The organism is Pseudomonas sp. R25(2017) (assembly GCF_002112565.1).
Taxonomy (GTDB): domain Bacteria; phylum Pseudomonadota; class Gammaproteobacteria; order Pseudomonadales; family Pseudomonadaceae; genus Aquipseudomonas; species Aquipseudomonas ekonensis.
On record NZ_NEHZ01000012.1, the window covers coordinates 1 to 17,713 of the forward strand.

General features: G+C 57.0%; 17 protein-coding genes. 13 read left to right on the forward strand and 4 right to left on the reverse strand.

What is annotated here, in order from left to right; genetic code table 11:
- Window positions 1–309: 309 nt before the first annotated feature.
- Window positions 310–1,263, reverse strand: coding sequence for a LysR substrate-binding domain-containing protein (locus tag CAG31_RS16475; RefSeq protein WP_085582975.1), 954 nt, complete (start codon window positions 1,261–1,263; stop codon window positions 310–312).
- Between the two features lie 130 nt (window positions 1,264–1,393).
- On the opposite strand from CAG31_RS16475, the gene CAG31_RS16480 reads away from it, so the two are divergent.
- The 10 genes from CAG31_RS16480 to CAG31_RS28215 all read left to right on the forward strand — a co-directional run bounded on the left by CAG31_RS16480 (window position 1,394) and on the right by CAG31_RS28215 (window position 12,660).
- Window positions 1,394–2,563, forward strand: a complete 1,170-nt coding sequence (locus tag CAG31_RS16480) for a M20 aminoacylase family protein (protein ID WP_085582977.1) — start codon at window positions 1,394–1,396, stop codon at window positions 2,561–2,563.
- A gap of 45 nt (window positions 2,564–2,608) precedes the next feature.
- Window positions 2,609–3,397, forward strand: a complete 789-nt coding sequence (locus CAG31_RS16485; RefSeq protein WP_085582979.1) for an ABC transporter substrate-binding protein — start codon at window positions 2,609–2,611, stop codon at window positions 3,395–3,397.
- Between the two features lie 296 nt (window positions 3,398–3,693).
- A complete protein-coding gene (locus CAG31_RS16490; RefSeq protein ID WP_085582981.1) occupies window positions 3,694–5,751 on the forward strand; it encodes a PQQ-binding-like beta-propeller repeat protein in 2,058 nt (685 codons plus the stop codon).
- Window positions 5,752–5,827: 76 nt separating this feature from the next.
- On the forward strand, window positions 5,828–5,899 hold the full coding sequence (gene pqqA, locus CAG31_RS16495) for a pyrroloquinoline quinone precursor peptide PqqA (RefSeq protein ID WP_063607997.1): 72 nt from the start codon (window positions 5,828–5,830) through the stop codon (window positions 5,897–5,899).
- 464 nt (window positions 5,900–6,363) lie between these two features.
- Window positions 6,364–7,554 (forward strand): hypothetical protein, encoded by a 1,191-nt coding sequence (locus CAG31_RS16500; RefSeq protein WP_085582983.1) that lies wholly within the window; start codon window positions 6,364–6,366, stop codon window positions 7,552–7,554.
- A gap of 65 nt (window positions 7,555–7,619) precedes the next feature.
- Window positions 7,620–7,961, forward strand: coding sequence for a hypothetical protein (locus CAG31_RS16505; RefSeq protein WP_085582985.1), 342 nt, complete (start codon window positions 7,620–7,622; stop codon window positions 7,959–7,961).
- A gap of 93 nt (window positions 7,962–8,054) precedes the next feature.
- Complete coding sequence (locus CAG31_RS16510) at window positions 8,055–8,318, forward strand: PAAR domain-containing protein (RefSeq protein WP_085582987.1); 264 nt, start codon at window positions 8,055–8,057, stop codon at window positions 8,316–8,318.
- A gap of 126 nt (window positions 8,319–8,444) precedes the next feature.
- On the forward strand, window positions 8,445–9,152 hold the full coding sequence (locus CAG31_RS29030; protein ID WP_371856113.1) for a hypothetical protein: 708 nt from the start codon (window positions 8,445–8,447) through the stop codon (window positions 9,150–9,152).
- Entirely contained in the window at window positions 9,103–12,042 is a 2,940-nt protein-coding gene (locus tag CAG31_RS16515) for a DUF6531 domain-containing protein (protein ID WP_371856114.1), read from the forward strand. The genes CAG31_RS29030 and CAG31_RS16515 overlap by 50 nt, the downstream gene beginning before the upstream one ends.
- 12 nt (window positions 12,043–12,054) lie before the next feature.
- Window positions 12,055–12,660, forward strand: a complete 606-nt coding sequence (locus tag CAG31_RS28215) for a hypothetical protein (protein ID WP_139831419.1) — start codon at window positions 12,055–12,057, stop codon at window positions 12,658–12,660.
- A 413-nt stretch (window positions 12,661–13,073) separates the two neighbouring features.
- On the opposite strand, the gene CAG31_RS16520 is transcribed toward CAG31_RS28215, so the two are convergent.
- Window positions 13,074–13,388: a transposase gene (locus CAG31_RS16520; RefSeq protein WP_368665198.1), complete on the reverse strand. Its 315-nt coding sequence runs from the start codon at window positions 13,386–13,388 to the stop codon at window positions 13,074–13,076.
- Window positions 13,389–14,265: 877 nt separating this feature from the next.
- Between CAG31_RS16520 and CAG31_RS16525 the strand changes: the two genes are divergently transcribed.
- The gene (locus tag CAG31_RS16525; RefSeq protein WP_085582989.1) at window positions 14,266–14,535 is read left to right on the forward strand and encodes a hypothetical protein; all 270 of its coding nucleotides are present in this window, start codon (window positions 14,266–14,268) and stop codon (window positions 14,533–14,535) included.
- 73 nt (window positions 14,536–14,608) lie between these two features.
- On the opposite strand, the gene CAG31_RS16530 is transcribed toward CAG31_RS16525, so the two are convergent.
- Window positions 14,609–15,109, reverse strand: coding sequence for a cupin domain-containing protein (locus tag CAG31_RS16530; protein ID WP_085582991.1), 501 nt, complete (start codon window positions 15,107–15,109; stop codon window positions 14,609–14,611).
- A 67-nt stretch (window positions 15,110–15,176) separates the two neighbouring features.
- Window positions 15,177–16,163 carry an AraC family transcriptional regulator ligand-binding domain-containing protein gene (locus CAG31_RS16535; RefSeq protein ID WP_085582993.1) on the reverse strand — a complete coding sequence of 329 codons (987 nt, stop codon included), beginning with the start codon at window positions 16,161–16,163 and terminating at the stop codon, window positions 15,177–15,179.
- Window positions 16,164–16,231: 68 nt separating this feature from the next.
- Here CAG31_RS16535 and CAG31_RS16540 point away from each other — a divergent pair, with 68 nt between their 5' ends.
- Complete coding sequence (locus tag CAG31_RS16540; RefSeq protein WP_085582995.1) at window positions 16,232–17,086, forward strand: sterol desaturase family protein; 855 nt, start codon at window positions 16,232–16,234, stop codon at window positions 17,084–17,086.
- On the forward strand, window positions 17,083–17,679 hold the full coding sequence (locus CAG31_RS16545) for an NADPH-dependent FMN reductase (RefSeq protein WP_085582997.1): 597 nt from the start codon (window positions 17,083–17,085) through the stop codon (window positions 17,677–17,679). Before CAG31_RS16540 ends, CAG31_RS16545 begins: the two co-directional genes overlap by 4 nt.
- Window positions 17,680–17,713: the final 34 nt, after the last annotated feature.

Genomic DNA, 17,713 nt, shown 5'->3' on the forward strand with positions numbered 1-17,713 from the left:
GGAGGTGCTCCTTGCGGATTGAGTTAGGGTGCCCGGGAGGCGGAATCGCCCGGTGGGTGCCTGACTGTTATCAAGGAGCGTGCCAGAAATGAAAAACCCCTATAAATCCGTGATTTATAGGGTTCTGTTTTGATGGAGGCCGATCATGTCGGTGGAAACCCATGAAAAGTGCGCAAGAAGTTGCGCAGTACTGCGCAACTTCTTGCGCACTTGGCTGGAAGCCACGTCGTTCAAGGCCTCCAGCGTGCTGTGTCAGGCATTTCACGGAATAAGTGCGCAACTTCTTGCGCAACACCGTTTGGGCTGACCTCAAAGCCGCAGCCGCAAAGTTTCAAACAGCGCACGATCTTCCTTTTTGGCCGAACGGGCATGGCTTCGTATGACGAGCAACAGACACTCGATGAAACACGTGGCCGGGTTGCTTAGCGCGCTGTCGCGCCGCGTCACGACACTCAGTTGCCGGGTGTCGAACTGTTCCTCCAGCCTCAAGGACACCAAGCGCCCCAGAAATGGCGGTGCTGTGCTGACGATGGACGGTCCCCAGGCGCACATGTCGGCCCGTTCGACCAGCACCTGCAAAAGCGCGAGCGAGTGAGCACGCACGATACGGCTTTCTTCGATCTGTGCGCCGTGATTCCAGAACAGCTCCTGCATTAGCCCATCGTGCCCGTCCGGTGCGTAGTTCAGAACCCAGGGTTCACCCAACAGCTCGTGTATGGATCGCGCGTGCCGCAGGGGATGCCCCTCGCGAACCATCACGGAGGTCTCGTAGTCGAGCAACGTTTCGCTGGCGAACTCCTGGCTCGACAGAGCAGGGTGGAGCTGGCCAACCGCGAAATCCATGCTGCCATCGCGCAACAACGGTTGCGCGACAGCCATCAGGCCTTCAAACAGCTCCAGTCTGATATGCGGCATGCGAGTGCGGAAAGCCACCACCACCTCGGGCAGGAATGTCAGGGCCACCCAGGGCGTGATCCCCACGCAAAGCCGGCCTTGGGCATTGCCACGCATATGATCGAGCTCGGCCTGTGCGAGCTCCAGTTGCTTGAGCACCAGCCTGGCGTGAGTCAGCAGCACTTTGCCGTATTCCGTGAAGCTCAGGCCGCTGACGGTTCGATTGAAGAGCGGAAGCTGCTGGTGGGTTTCCAGCTCGCGCAGCGCTTTGGTGACGGCTGCTTGGGAAACGTTCAAGGCGCGCGCGGCCGCACGGATACTGCCGGTCTCGGCGCTGGCAATCAGCGCCTGCAATTGATGTAGTTTCATCCGCCCACCCCAATGACAACTGATGGTTGTCATCATAACCAAATTGCGCCTCCCCAGCCCTGCAGCCGTTCCCTAAGATCGGGCCCAGCAGCGTTTGCTGCTGCACAGCTTCCGTCCAAGGAGAACAGCGATGAATGCCAGCCCGGTCATACCTGGTATTGCCGAGATGCAAGATAAAATGGTCGCAATACGTCACCGCATTCATGCGCACCCTGAACTGGGGTTTGAAGAGTTCGCCACTGGCGAGTTGGTGGCAGCGTATTTGACTCAGTGGGGTTACGAGGTCACGCCTGGGGTGGGCAGGACGGGGTTGGTCGGCACCCTGAAGAACGGCGAGGGCCGATCCATCGGTTTGCGCGCCGATATGGATGCGTTGCCGATACAGGAAAACTCGGGCGTGCCCTATACCAGCCAAATCAGCGGTGTGATGCACGCCTGCGGCCATGATGGCCATACAGCCGTCTTGTTGGCGGCTGCGCACTACTTGGCCCGGACTCGGCCGTTCAAAGGCACCGTGCACCTGATTTTCCAACCGGCGGAAGAAGGGCTGGGCGGCGCCAGAGAAATGCTGGAGGACGGCCTGCTGGAGCGGTTTCCGTGTGACGCGATTTTCGCCATGCATAACGTGCCAGGCTACCCCGTCGGCCATTTGGGCTTTTACAGCGGCCCCTTCATGGCGTCCGCCGACACGGTGAACATCAGAATCATCGGCAACGGTGGCCATGGTGCGGCGCCGCACAAGGCCATCGACCCCGTGGTGGTCGGTGCCTCAATCGTCATGGCGCTGCAAAGCATTGTTTCGCGCAACGTGAATCCGCAGGAAACGGCCGTCATCACGGTAGGTTCGTTGCTCGCCGGGAGCGCCTCGAATGTCATCCCGCCCCATGCGGACTTGAGCTTGAGCGTACGTGCGCTGACTCCAGAGGTGCGCGACTTGCTGGAGTCCCGAATCACTGAGTTGGTCAAGGGGCAAGCCATGAGTTACGGCGCCCAGGCCCGCATCGATTACCAGCGCTGCCACCCAGTGCTGATCAACGATCCTCAGCAGACGGCATTTGCCCGCGAGGTCGCCCGCGACTGGCTTGGAGCGCAATGCCTGATCAATGGTTTGCGGCCTTTCACGGCCAGCGAGGACTTTGCTTTTGTCCTGGAAAAGTGCCCCGGCAGCTATCTGGTGATCGGTAACGGTGAAGGAGAGGGGGAGTGCCCGCTGCACAACCCTGGCTATGACTTCAATGATGAATGTCTGCCGATCGGTGCGAGCTACTGGGTCAAGTTGGTCGAACGTTTCCTGAGTTGATCTCCAGTTGTGCCTATAAAAACTGCGACCTGAAGAGAACTAAAAATGAAAAAAGTGATTGCGGCCGTTTCCCTGGTGATCTTGAGTGCCTCTGGCTTGGCGAGTGCGGCGGATTGGTCCGGTAAAGTCTTGAGGCTGGGGGTGGATCCAACGTATCCGCCGCTGGAGTACAAGAACCAGGACGGCACTCTGACTGGCTTCGGCGTCGACATCGCCGAGGCGCTGTGCGCCGAACTGAAGGCCCGATGTGTCTGGGTGGAAAGCAGCTGGGACGGAATGATACCGGGGCTTCTGGCGCGCAAGTTTGATGCTGTTGCGTCCTCGATGACCATCACCCCCAAACGCCTTGAGCAGATCGCCTTCACCGACAAAGTGTCCAACGCGCCATCGCGACTGGTGGCCAAGCGTGGCTCAGGACTTGAGCCCACGGTCGACTCGCTCAAGGGCAAGCGGATCGGTGTGGAGCAGGGATCGACCCAGGAAAGCTATGCCAAAGCGGTTTGGGGGCGGAACGGGGTAGAGGTTCTTTCCTATCAAAATCAGGATCAGGTCTACGCCGATCTTGTGGTGGGGCGCCTGGATGCTTCGTTGCAAGGCGCCATTCAAGCCAGTTATGGCTTCCTGAAAACAACGCTGGGTCAGGACTTTGAGCTTACGGGTGCCACGCTGGATGATCCGACTTACTTTGGCGTGGGCGATGGCCTTGGACTGCGCAAGGCTGATGTCGCGTTGCGTGAGGACTTGAACAAGGCTTTGGCCGCCATACTCGCCAACGGCACTTATGCGCGGATCAACAACAAGTACTTTGATTTTGACGTCTACGGTGCCAAGTAGCATCGAGCTGACCAATGCCGGCAACCTCGACCTGCCATTGTCAGAGCTGCGACGGCGCCAGCGGCCCCAACGGCTACCGCCTAGCGCAATCCTCCGAGTCCGTCATATCCAATTGATTCATAAGCCATAAAAAATTCTTGTAGCGTGCTCGCGGCATTGCTGGTCAAATGCGCTGCCAGGAGTTGGTCAATTGATCAGGTCGAATGATCATAATACTGATGGCTACCAGACCGATGGGATAGTTGATGACCAAACCATCTCCTTGGCCTGGGTGCCTATATGGTTAGAGGGTTGGTATGAGAACAATAATCGTCGCATCACTGGTGGTATCGCTTGCGGGATGCGGGCTGAACGAACAGCCGGCTGAGAAACCCAATACAGACTGGGAGTTTCTTGGAAACTCCAGCGAGATGCAGCATTCCTCGTCGCTGAAGGCCATCAACAAGGAAACCGTTGGTTCACTGGGCTTGGCCTGGTGGGTGGATCTCCCAGTCAGTGACGGTCTGGTAGGCAACCCCCTGGTCAAGGACGGCATTGTTTTTCAAGGAGCGCCCAACGGCCAGGTCATTGCCAACGATGTAAAGACCGGCCGGCTGATCTGGAATTTCAAAGATGAGAATGCGCAGCAGGGCTCATCGTTTGCAGGCTATTGGGGGCGTCGATTCAATCGCGGTGTAGCACTGAGTGGCAGCAATGTCGTCATCGCCTCGGGTGACTGCCGCCTGATCGCGGTCGACCAGCGCACGGGCAAGAAGGTGTGGGAAGCGACATCGTGCGACTCTGCCGACATGTACGCGATTACCGCGGCGCCACGGGTGGGCAATGGCTTGGTGTTCACCGGCAATGCCTGCCTCGACACCGGAACGACCCGCGGCTATGTCGATGCCTTCGACGCCAAGAGCGGTGCTCATCGTTGGCGTTTCTACACGGTGCCTGACGATCCCTCGAAGCCGCAATCGGCGCTGTATGAGAATGCGGCCAAGACCTGGGGCAAAGACTGGTACTCGAAGACCCACGGGTGTGGCAGTGCCTGGGATGCGATGACCTATGACCCGAAGTTGAACCTGCTCTACATAGGGGTAGGGGGGCCGGCACCGTTCGATCCGTCCAAGCGTGGCGAGCAGGCGGGCGATGAGCTGTTCACCAACTCCATCGTGGCCCTGGACGCCAGCACGGGCGAGTACAAATGGCATTTCAAGCAAACGCCCCAGGATGCTTGGAACTATGACTCCAGCGTCGGCATCATGATTGCCGACATCACCGTGAACGGGCAGTCGAAACGGGCGGTGCTGAGCGTGCCGAAGAGTGGCTTCGCCTACGCCCTGGATGCTCAGACCGGCAAGTTCATTTCCGGCGGTGCCTACATGCCGATGGAATGGGCTTCAGGATTGGACGCCAATGGTCGTCCGATCATGAAGCGGGAAGGGCAGTATTGGCTCAATGACGCCAAGCAGTACATGCAGTTGCCCAATGGCCTGGGTGCCCATGGTTGGGAAGCGCTGGCCTTCAATCCGGACGACGAGACGGTGTTCATTCCTGCCATGTCTCAGCCGACGATGGTCAAGGATGATCCCGACTCCGCGCTCGGCGGCCAGTCGTTCGAGCCCATTCAGCGCTCTGCCGATGGCCAGTACGAAACCTACGGCGAAACCGTTGCCTGGGATGTACGCCACAACAGCGTGAAGTGGCGGTCGCGCTTGCCGATGCCTACCAACGGCGGCCTGCTGCATACGGCCGGTGGCCTGGTGTTCCAAGGCACCGGTGACGGGCGCATGCAGGTGCTGGACGCAGCGACGGGCAAGACACTGTGGAGCCACGAGATCGGTGGCGCGGTAAGGGCCGCACCGTCGACCGTCATGGTTGACGGCGAGCAATACGTTCTGCTGGCGACCGGTACCGGCACTGCGGCAGCAACCGGGTCGCTGAACGCAGACGCGGCTTCCGCGCCGAAGGCCAGGACCACGCCACGGTTACTGGCGTTCAAGTTGGGCGGCGTCAAGGAATACCCACCGTTCGCACAAGTGCAAAAGGTGCCGGCGCCGCTCACGCCCCGGCAGCCAGAAGCACTGACAGCCCTTGGCCGCAAGCTGTTCGAGGGCAGCGGCTGCATCGAGTGCCATGGTTTTCGCGGCAACGCTGCCGGCGGCCGTGTGCCCAATCTCATCTACGCGCCACCACCGAGCTACGACTTCTTCGAAGCCGTCGTGCGCCAAGGCGTACTGTCCAAGGCTGGCGGCGGCATGCCGGCGTTTGCGGATTTTACCGATGATCAGCTCAAGGCCGTTTTTGCCTACCTGATCAACCAGGCTTGGGACGCTCATGAGGGTAAGGCGCCGGTGGCCGGCAATCCCTGAACGAACACAAGGTTTACGCGGCGGACAAGGACGGACGCTGCCTTTTATCAATTCACCAACCGAGAGAGCACGCACTATGTGGACCAAACCCAGCTATACCGACTTGCGCATTGGCTTTGAAGTGACGATGTACTTTGCCAATCGTTGAGTGCTGAGGCATTCGAAGGAGGCGTCAGCCTAGGCTTGACGCCTTCTTAACTGCCCTGCCTGGCATCAGAGACAGGAACAGGTTCGATCCTACGAACAACGCAGGAACAGCCGGAATCGTCGATCGGGATTTTTTTGCCCAGGCTTAATCCGAGGCCAAACCGATTTCAGCCCGGGTGGAGGCCCAGCGGGGATGCCTTGGAAGCATTGCGCCACCTGACTGTATGGGCAAACTCACTTACGCCTGACTCAACGGTAGACCTTGATGTCTGTTCATTGTCGAAGCCAACGTTAGGCTAAGTGCTCTCCGCCTCGCTGAGTGGGGGCGGCAGTTGGCTATTCGAGTAGTTGGTGCTTCGAATATGTCTATCTGGGTCTTGCCCCGCCAATACCTGAATCTTGCGCAGACCCTTTGCTGCCGATCTATAACCTAACTGTGCAATGGCAAAGTAGGCGTGGATCGACATGTACATCACAAAAAGCTTCACCCCCCAAGAGCTGTTCGAGAAGGTGTGGACTACTCCTGTACTGAGGCTTGCTCGGGAAATTGGGGTATCTGATGTTGGTCTGTCAAAGGCCTGCAGGAAGGCCGGCATTATCCTGCCGGCGCGAGGGCACTGGGCAAAGCCTGAGGCAAAAAGGCCACAGCGCCCTAAGCCGCCAGCGCAAACCGACCTGATTGAGTTCTCTGTCTTGGACATCCAGAAGGCCCAATTGGGCGTCGAGATGAGGGTAAAACCTGAGCCGTTGCTGGTTGCGGTACCCACAGAGTTGGTTGAGCCTCATCCCCATGTGAAGAAATGGCTCTCTGCAGCTCGCAAGGCCAAAATGGTGGAGGGAGCGCTGGATCTCTCAGGTTCATGCGTTCTGTCAGCCCGAGTCTCCAGTGATTCGATAGCCCGCTGTGCGCTGATTTTCGACACGCTGATCAAAGAGAGCGAAAAGCGTGGTTATCTTTTCTCCATCACTGCGAGTGCGACCCACGTAATAGTGGATCATGAGCAGCTAAAAATCTCGATCAGTGAAAAGCTGAAACGGTTCGAAATACCACGGCCTCCACCCAAACCGTTAAGGCCAGGCCAAGCCTGGAGACCAGATTTTGCCGGTTTGTCCAGATCCAGATTTGGATGGGAATCGACAGGTATTCTCACCTTGTCAGTAGATGTCAGGACACTGACTCAGGAGAGAAAAAACTGGACAGACAGAGACAAAGAGCAGATCGAAAAAAGACTCGGGCAGGTGCTTATTGCTCTCCCAAGGTTGGCCCAATCAGTAAAAGTAAAGCGGGCGGCTGATGAAGATTGGCAACGCAGATGGGATCGTGATCAGCAACTCAAGCGAGAGGCTCACGACGCAGAGGAGCACCGCGTGAGGCTGCAGACTTCTCTGGTGTGCAATACCGAGTCGTGGGAGCGGGCCATGCGCATTGAAGCGTTCATCCAAGCCACCATCGACGCGACGCCACAGGATGAGCAATCCCAACAACAACTTGCACTCTGGGTTTGTTGGGCCCGCCATGAAGTGCAAAGGCTCAATCCGTTGGTCAACGGCGCCTCGGCGGTAACCCGCATGAGCACATCCGCCACTGTTGTTTACGGGGAGCAACGTTCCTTCTATGGCTTCAGATCGGTGAAGCTCCATGATTGGTGGGCCTAACTCAGTAAAGCCCAGGTTCAATTCGTAGGTCAAAATGTATGAAAACGAAGTTGAGGATCTGATTAATGCAAAAGGCTGAAGCTGTTTATCCTGACGAGTCGCAAAAGGAAATTTGTGACAAGTATGGAATGCCTGTGCAAGTGCCTGAAGAAATGGTCGCCGTTGCCATTGACTCGCTTGGCCAGTCACCGATTTACGGTACGAGAGTTCAATTGCCGGAAGGCGGAAATATCAGCTGGTTCATTCATTGTGGTGAGTACTCGGCAGCAGATGACTTCTACAAGCCGGTTCATGTTCACCACCTCAGTGAGATGCTGCCAGAGGTTGTGAATTATCTCTGCCTGCCCACTGGAGCAAAATTCATTATCGACACAGCCGGTTATGAAGATGTCTGGATGGAGACGTAGGAAAGGGTGAGATCGGATCACCTCCGGTTTCATACCTGATGTATCCAGTAGACCAATTTGGACAGCCAGAAGTCTGGTCAAAGGAATGACAACATGAAAGACGCAATCCGCTTGGGTGACTCCACCACACACGGTGGCAAGGTGCTCGAAGCGTTCTCCCAGACCGACCTCAACGGCAAGCCGATTGCCGGGGTCGGTCACAAAGTCAGTTGCCCATTGTGCAAAGGAGTTTTCCCGATCGCAGAGGGCAGCAGCACCTACACCGTCGACGGCACGCCCATCGCACTGGACGGCATGAAAACCGCCTGCGGGGCTGCACTGATTGCCAGTGGCCCGAAAGGCGCCGTGATCAGCTAAATAAAAATTTGAATTTCGTCTGAGCCCATGTTCCCGGGCGCGGCTTGTTGTCGCGCTTACTGGGGGCAATGCGCCTGATACACCATTTCCGCTCCCCCCAGGCCTGCTGGCTGGTAAGACACTTCCATGACTGACACCGCTGCTGTTGTAAAACGTGAACCCCAGGTTGCCATCGTTCCGTTGAATGCCATCGACATCCAGGACGTTGCCAGTAGCGCCGCGACTTTCGACGCCTGGCTGCAATCGGCCAGTGGCGGGGTGGTCACTCTTGACCGGATCAAGAACGTTGCAGGCGCGTTGCCCGTAGTGGGGAACATCATGGCGCTGGTCGATGCGCTGGGTGACATCGTCACGTTATCGAATGCGCAAAAGCGCGACCTGCTGGCGTGGGCCAGTCTCGGTATCAATCTGATCGGTGTTTTGCCATTGCCGCCGGCGATGGCGGCTGCGCGTATGACCCTGCGTCCAACGCTGTTTCTGGTGCGTCAGGAGATGAAGGCCACCAGCAAGGTACTGCTCAGCTCGTCGGTCATTGAAATCCTGATCGGGCACTTGAACGAATCCATCATCGGCACGCTCGACGATTTTGTTGAGCAGGCCAAAGGTAAGCTGCCGGGGATTCTGGCGGACGCGGGCAAGCTGGGTGAGGACGTCATCAACGAGATCGCCAAAGGTCTCGATACGGTGGCCAATGGCAAGCTCGATGCCAAGGGCGATGCGCAGTCGGCCAGTCAGCAGATCAGCGCCGCTGGCGATCAACTGCTCAACGATCCACTGGCGGCGATTGACAATCATTTTCGGTGCCGCATTCAGCGCTTACAAGGCAGCAGGTAAAGGCTTGGCCAACAGCGCGGCGGAAAATCTGCTGCCTGATGAGGTGAAGAAAAAGGTTGCCAACGAGACTGCGAAGCTACGGGCGATGGGCCCGGAGTTACGCACTCAACTGAGCAAGCTGGACGATGAATCCGTTCAGAACTCGATTGGCTGGTTACTGCTGATTCTGTCCAGCGCCGTTACTCTTTGGCGCAAACGTAATGTTCATGGTCAGGGTGCGGGCGTTAAACCAGATCAAACCAGTCAGGCCAAGCGCACCGCTTCTAATGGCGGACTGGGTGCTACAGGGCAGCAGGCTCCGGCGACGCATGCGGCCGATCCACAGAAGAACGGCACCTGTACCAGCACCTGCCACAGCATCAATTTCGCAATGGGTACGGAAAGCCTCAGTCATCGCGATTTCAAAATGCCGGGACCGTTTCCGGTCGAGTGGACACGTACCTACAACTCGAATCTGAGCGCGTATGACAACAGCGAACTTGGCGCCCGCTGGATCACCGAATTCACCACACGTTTTGACTGCGTGGATGATGGCCTGACGTTCTACGGCGCCGATGGTCGCAACCACAGCTATCCACTGCCCAAAGTCGGGCTGTTCCATTACGACGCCATCGAGAACATCACGCTGGTTCGTAGCAGTGAAGATCACTTGATGTTGTGCCGTGGTTTCGAACGCAAGGAAACCTACGTGCGCCGTGGCCAGCGTTTTGTTCTGACCAACATTACGCTGCGCAACGGTGCAGGGGTGATGCTGCATCACGAGCACCATCATGAGTCGTTGCCAGTCCTGTCCGATTTGATCACGTACGTGGAAAATGATGTCACCAAGGTTCGTCGCCATCTAGGAACCATGATTGATGAGCAGGGCCGTTTCACAGGACTCTGGGAAATCCGCGACGGTGAACCACTACGGCAGCTCTGTGCCTATCAGTACGACACCCATGGCGATTTGATCCAGGCACAGGACGAGAACGGTGCAGTCTGGTCGTACCAGTACCAGCATCACTTGATCACCCGTTACACCGACCGCACAGGCCGCGGTATGAACTTGGAGTGGCAGGGCGTTAATGCCGATGCCAAAGCCGTGCGCGAATGGGCCGATGACGGCAGTTTTGACACACGCCTGGAATGGGACGAATACATTCGCCTGACCTACGTGACCGATGCACATGGCAACGAGACTTGGCATTACTACGACATTCTTGGATACACCTATCGGATTCAGCATGCCGATGGGCTTTCAGAATGGTTGTTCCGCGACGAAGCCAAAAACGTTGTGCGCCACGTGCATGCCGACGGCACGACGGATCGTTACAGCTACGATGAGCGCGGCAATCGGCTTGAGCACATTCGGGCGGACAATACCGTCGTGCATTTCGCCTATGACGATCAGGATCAAGTGATCAAAGTCATGGATGCGGAGGGCGGTCTCTGGTTAAGCGCTTATGACGAAGCCGGCAATCTGGTCGAAGCCGTCGATCCGCTAGGCAACAAAACCGAATACGCCTACAACAAGGTGGGTCAACCCACCATGATCAAGGACGCCAACGGCAACGAAAAAGCCCTGGACTACAACGACGCCGGACAACTGGTGGAGTATGTCGATTGCTCAGGCAAGACCAGCGCCTGGGAGTACGACGAACTCGGACAGATGACCTGTTTCACCGATGCCGCCGGCAACGCCACCGCATACGAATACAAGGCCGGGCAGTTGGTGCTGACCAGGCACCCGGACAAGACCGAAGAACGTTTCGAGCGCGATGCCGAAGGCCGGTTGCTGGCTTATGTAGATGGTATGGATCGCTGCACCACCTGGACCTATTCTGCTGCTGGCTTTATCGCTGAACGGGTGGATGCCGCCGAGCAGACACTACGTTATCGCTGGGATCGTCTGGGGCGGTTGCAGGCATTGGAAAACGAGAACGAGCGTTCGGCGCAGTTCCAGTACGACTCCATGGGGCGCTTGTTAGCCGAAATCGGCTTTGATGCTCGCGTCACCCGCTATCAGTACGAACCTGAAACCGGGCGCCTGGCTTCGATCATTAATGGTAAGCGGGTTGTCAGCATCAGACTCGACGAAATGGGGCGTGTCACCGAGCGTCGTGCGAGTCTGGGTGACGCATCTCAGAGCGAGTCGTTTGCCTACGATGCCAACGGAAATCTGATCCTCGCCAGTAATGCCGACAGCCGCGTGCAATGGTTCCACGACCCGGCAGGCAATCTGGTGCGTGAACATCAGCATTACCTAGGATTGGAAAAACCGTTGGTGGCGGTCTGGCAGCACGAGTACGACGTACTCAACCAGCGTATCGCAACGAAGCGCCCAGATGGTCATAGGATCAGTTGGTTGACCTATGGTAGCGGCCATCTGTTGGCATTGCGCTTGAACGAGCATGAACTGCTGGGCTACGAGCGTGACGACATGCATCGTGAAGTTGCGCGTCATCAAGGCAACCGGTTGATGCAGACTCAGAAGTGGGACCCAGCGGGAAGATTGCAGGAGCAATTGCTCGGCAGAAGTGATGACAAATCCGTCCTGCTTAAGCGTGAGTACACCTACGATACCGCAGGCCAACTGACTGACATCAATGACAGCCGACGTGGTCAGTCCTCTTATCGTTATGACCCGGTCGGTAGAAGCGAGGGAACTCATGTCGTGCTCGAACCTGCTGACAAGGCCACGCGTGATATGAGCAAGTCTCAGTGGGGAAAAGCTTGCGAATGCGTAATAAAGTACCTTGATAAACAAAGTAACGTAGACCGATTGGCTAAAGCCGCTCAGGCGGGGGTTGATGCAAATCCTAACTCCGGTCGAGTACCGGAGTTAAAACAGGTAGGTTCTATTCTAGGTAGGCATCATGCCGCTGGAACAAATCCCATAGCGCGCTAACGTAGGGTGGTTATGCTTTCAACGAATTTTTACGGATTTATTGATTTTTTCATGGGCGGAGAAATTGAGCTTCAACCAAAAGATGTTGGATTGAATAGCTTCTCCGAATCAGAGTTTTTTGAGAATAATTATGAGCTAATAGGGGAGTCGTCGGATTTTCACTTTTTTGAAAAAGCCCACGACGTACCGTATTTCAATCGAAAGGCAATAATACTTTTAAAGTATTATTTTAACGGTGATGAACGCTTGGGGGTGGGACTATCCGTGACAGGAGGGGTGCGGTTAACTTCATTTCTGAAGAGATTGATAACTTCCTCGGATAAGAAACTCGAGATTACTCCTCAAATGGACTTTTATTTTTCTGATGACTTCCACGCCGGCGCTGTGATTATCAACAAACGAATGGTTGTACGCTTCGAACAATGGGGGAAGCGTAATGCATATGTAATTTCGACGCTAGAATGTGATTTTGGCAAGGAAGAATTTGGTTCAATGGCAACGCAGGCAGTGATGAGTATGTTCGATCACATTAGTCAACAGTCGATACTTGATAATCCTGAAAAAAAGACGAGCGCATACGGTCGTCTAGTCAATAAGCTGAAAATACTCTCAATATGAGTTTTCGTAGTGGGATGGACTGGTAGAAGTCATATGGGTGCCTAGCGCGGCTAGGTATCCACCGTTTTCACTCGTCGCCCTTACGGCTCTCTGCTGATGTCTAATCTAGCGTCAGCAGTGTGTCTGGGCTCATGCCACGGGTTTAATCAGCGCGAAGGGTCGAGTTTTAAATTGGATTTTTCGGCTTCTCGTCTGGTTGATTCTCTGGGTGTAAAGCCTTGGCATCGGAGTCGCACGTGCCACACGGTCATACTTGCCGGGACGAAAGCTAGACGGTAACGGAGGAGGGTGCCGGTGTCTGTCCGGCTACGGACGCTACAAGTCCGATGCACAGTTCATCCCTCAGGGAAGGGAGCAACACTATGGCAGCAAGCTTTAAATACGATTCAAAACCCTCCTCACCTCAAAGGTCACTAGGCTCTGTACGAAAAGAGATGTCGCAAACACCGCATAGAACAAGCCAGTGAGACCATGGCGGCGTAGCTTTTCGCGAGTTTGTCGAAGCGCGTTACGATCCGGCGGTTCTCTTTCAGCCAGCCAAACATCCGTTCGATGATGTTGCGCTGCCGGTACTTGGGTCGATCAAACAGTCTGGCTAGGCCAGGCTTGGGTTTGCGCTTCATCGAACGCAGCGGGATGACGGGTTGCATTCGATATTGGTCGCAGTAGCGGCGTAGCGCTGTCCACTGGTGATATCTCACGATTTCGTGCCGGGAAGCCAAAACCATAGCTCTAGGATGGGTCTAGTGCAGAGCAGTTCTCAGCCCAGTTATTCCAACAAATATTTTAGGAAAACTCGCGTCAGGCTTGATCTTCAGCAATCCGAGCGGTGGATTGGCGCGGAATTCTGCCTATGCCGCCAGAGCGTTCGGGCCCAGAAGTGTCTCGTCAAATCTTCACCAAAAGCGCTGCGGGTTATGTCTCGCGACTTCTTCGAAATATAGATAACTTATTGTTTTTATTGGAATTTATCTTAATTTCGCAAACGTGGATACGCGACGTTGTCTCACGATTGATTGATAGACTCTGAGCTAGTAACAAAATGAAGGAATAGGCTGAAACCCTCGCAAATAAAGGCTTACAGGCCAACTGCCGGCTACACGGTAGTCTCATAATTACGTTGCAACAGTTGGTGAGGCCTGCACTACATTTTTCGTTATGCCCAGTAAAATCAATCTGTTAAGCGCTTTTCGAAGCAACGTCTATTTATATCGCGATTGCCTCAGATGCCATCGCAAACGACTGATTTTACGTCAAACGGGGTTTCTTGGAATTCCGACCGGGGATTGGTGGAAATGGACAGCTCATGAACACATCTGACATGGCATCTGGTTTAACATAATATACATTATGCGTACTTTTATATGAGGCGTACCGAGCCGTCCTGCCCAGATTGAAAGCCACTACCTGGGCTACTAGAGCCTCTTTCCATTCCCTCAACCACCGGCTTGTCAATAGCACACTTGAGCGACTGTTCCGGATCCAGCCTGGTGTTAGGCTTCAATCGCGTCACCTCACGCGAATGGCCGATCTGTTCAGATTGTTGGTTCATGCAGGTCTGGCCAATGCATACGCTGCATGTCAGATAACTGAAGGGATTCGAACATGAAAAAGTCCATAGCGGCTCTGGCCGTATCCGCGACGCTCGTACTCACCGCAACGGTCGCGAACGCTTCCGTGCATCCGACCGCCATCAAGGCTCCGCAAACCGTCAATCCGGTGACAGCCTCACTGGATACGCCTTTCGGAACGCAGGCAAAAGCCGGCGAGATCAAGTTGGCGAGTCTGGCTAGAAGTTGCTCCGATGAACGCTATTCCTGGTGGGAGTACAGCGGCTGGGAAATCGTTGGCTGTCTCGTTAGCGGCCAGTGGTAACTGTTAAGGCGGCCCTGGTGCGTGAGCGCGCACCGGGCCTGTCAATTGCGCCCTGTCCCGTCCCAACTAGGCATCACAACGCCAGTCTGTCGATCAGATCCCGATGTTGCGGAAACCGCTCACAGAGCTCATCTCGTTCGCCCAGCCTCATGTCCGCATAGTCGAAGCCCGGCGATACAGCCTCGCTGATCAAGCCGAATCCGTTCGCCCCATCCAGTAACCGCGAGGCCTTCCAGACACCGCCAGGCACGTAGAGCTGCAAGTGCTGGCCGGCCAAGACATCGGTGCCCATCACGACGGTTTTCAAGGTGCCGTCAGGCAGGATCAGGCTGTACTCGATCGCGTCGCCCACATGGTAGTAATGAACGATGTCGGATCGGTTCAGATGCAAATGCCCGATGGGCGCATTCTCGGTCAGCAAGTAGTAGATCGACGACATCAGAGGACGCTTGCCACCGGGCGTGTCGATCATGGGTTCGAGATCGTTTTGATACGTGCGCCGGTAGAAACCGCCTTCGGTGTGGGGTTCCAGGTTGAGTGCGACGGCCAGTTCCCGTGCGTCATATCGGTTCAATCGTCCAGTCCTCGCTGCGCTTGGTGTCACGATTAATATAACTACACTAAACAGTCATTTAGCGTAGTTATAATTTATTTGCATATTCGTCATCCCTATCTGCCCGCCACCGCTTGCGCGCATGCACGTAAGCCGCCAGATCGTTGTAGCCCAATTGAGCCGCGATTTCCGCCCGGCTGAGCCCCTGCAACTCCAGATACTGTTCCGTCTCCGCGCGCACCCGGTCAAACAGCTGGCGGAAGGTCAGGCCTTCCTCTTCCAGTCGCCGGCGCAACGTCCGGGCGCTTTGGTGCAACGCTTGCGCCTGGGTTTCCAGGCTGGGCTTCTGGCTCGCGAGCAGGTCCTGGCGGATCCCCTGCGCCACCCTTCCCGCCCAACCGCTCAGTTGATGCTGACGGGCCAGGCGTCGGTCCAGTTCCTGGCACAGCACCTCCATCATCCCGACATGTGCGGTAAGCAGCGGCCGCTGCAGACTGGCGCGATCGTAATACACACGATTGTGGCCGCAGCCGAACCGTACGTCCTCGCCGAACCACTGAGTGTATTCGGCGTGATAGTCAGGCTTCTCATGCGCGAAGCAGGCTCGCTGCGGCAGGATCGCGCTGTCCATTCCGGCCCGCAGCACGCTGACTGACATCACGCAGTAGTGCTCAACCACGTAACGCACCAGGCTCGCCGGCGCATCGATGCGCAGCTCCACGCCGAGCCAATCACCCTCCTCGACCAGTTCCACGTGGTCCATGTCCGACGCCAGCGACGCGTAGCGCGCCCAGAAGCGGATCGCCTCTTCGAGATCGGCGCTGAACAGGCAGGCATGGGCCAGCACGTGCCAGTCCTGGCGGCGGAAATGGGAGAAAAGATGCAGGCCGATGGCCGGATCATGGACGGCGGCCTTGGCCCAAAGCTGTTCCAGGGCGACCATGCTGTAGTGGGTTCGCGGCTGTGAGGAACGGCTGTGGAGATAACGCTCCAGCACCCGCCCCAATGGCCCGCGGTGAAACCGCTCCGGCATCGGGTTGGCCGCTTCTCGGGTGATTCTGTCCGTTTTGCGCATATCGTGCGGCGGGCCCTTGGTTTTTTATTGTCTGGCACCGGCCTTGTCGGCCCCAACCAGAGAGTGCCATGAATACAACAACAATAACCAACAGTCCGATCCCGATCATCAGCGCCATCCTGATCGGCTTCATCGTCCTCGAAATCGCCTGCGCCTGTTTCCGGCAGCCCCGTGCCCAACGCCGTGACGCGGTCATCGAAATCATCGGCTCAGGCCTGCTGATGGGCGTCACGCTGCCGCTGGTGACATTCCTCAGCGCCTGGCTGCTCGACCGTTTCGCGCCGCAGACCAAAGACAGCCTCGCCGGCCTGCATTGGCTGCTCGGGCTGGGCCTGTTCCTGGTGCTGGACGACATGACCCAATACTGGTGGCACCGCCTCAGCCACAAGGTGCCGTTCCTGTACTCGCTGCACCGCGCCCATCATTCGGCGCCGTACATGAGCATCCGCATCGTCTACCGCAACAACAGCTTCTATTACTTGCTGATGCCTGGGCTGTGGTTCTCCGGCGCCTTGCTCTACATGGGCCTGGCCCCGGTGTATTTCGGCTACCTGATCGTCAAGATGCTGGTGATTTTCGGGGCCCACAGCAGCGTGCCGTGGGATGACCGGCTGTACCGCATTGCGGCGCTGCGCCCGTTGATGTGGTTGCTGGAACGCACCATCTCGACCCCCGCCACCCACTCGGCGCACCACGGGCTGAATGCCGACGACGGCGTGACCCACTACAAGGGCAACTTCGGCAACCTGCTGTTCTTCTGGGACGTGCTGTTCGGTTCGGCCAGGATCACCCGGCGCCGGCCTGAGCATTACGGCATCGAGGACATGCGCCCGGTCAGTTGGCAGCACGAACTGTTCTGGCCGCTGGTGCGCGACAAACGCCCGCAACCCCGGAAAACCGCCAACCAGGAGCTGGCCCAATGAGCCTGAACATCGTCCTCGTCGCCGGCTCCAGCCAGCCCGACAGCCAATCGGCGAAAGTCGCCAGGTACCTCGCGGGGCGCTTGCAAGACTTGCAACTTTGCAGCCGCCCCAGCGTCATCGACCTGGGCCGCACGCCGCTGCCCTTATGGCCCGCCGAAGACACCCAAGGGATCTGGGCAGATCACGCCGCGTTGCTGCGCGAGGCAGACGCATTGGTTGTCCTCACCCCGGAATGGCACGGCATGGCCTGCCCGGCGCTGAAGAACCTGTTCGTCCACGCCGGCTACCGCGAACTGGGCCACAAGCCTGCGCTGCTGGTGGGCGTCTCGTCCGGCCAGGGCGGTGCCTACCCGCTCTGCGAACTGCGTGCCTCAAGCTACAAGAACTGTCGCATCTGCTACCTGCCCGAACAGTTGATCGTGCGTCAGGTGGAAACCGTGATGAACGGCCCGGAGAGCGCCGGCCCAGACGACCAGCGTATCCGCCGCCGCGCCGACTGGGCACTTCACGTGCTCGGCGCATACGCCAAGGCGCTGGCCGGCCTCGGCGCCCGCCTGCACCCGGACGATCCGGAATTCGCCAACGGCATGTGAGGCCTTGCGCGTAACGGTCGGCCGCCGGGCTGGC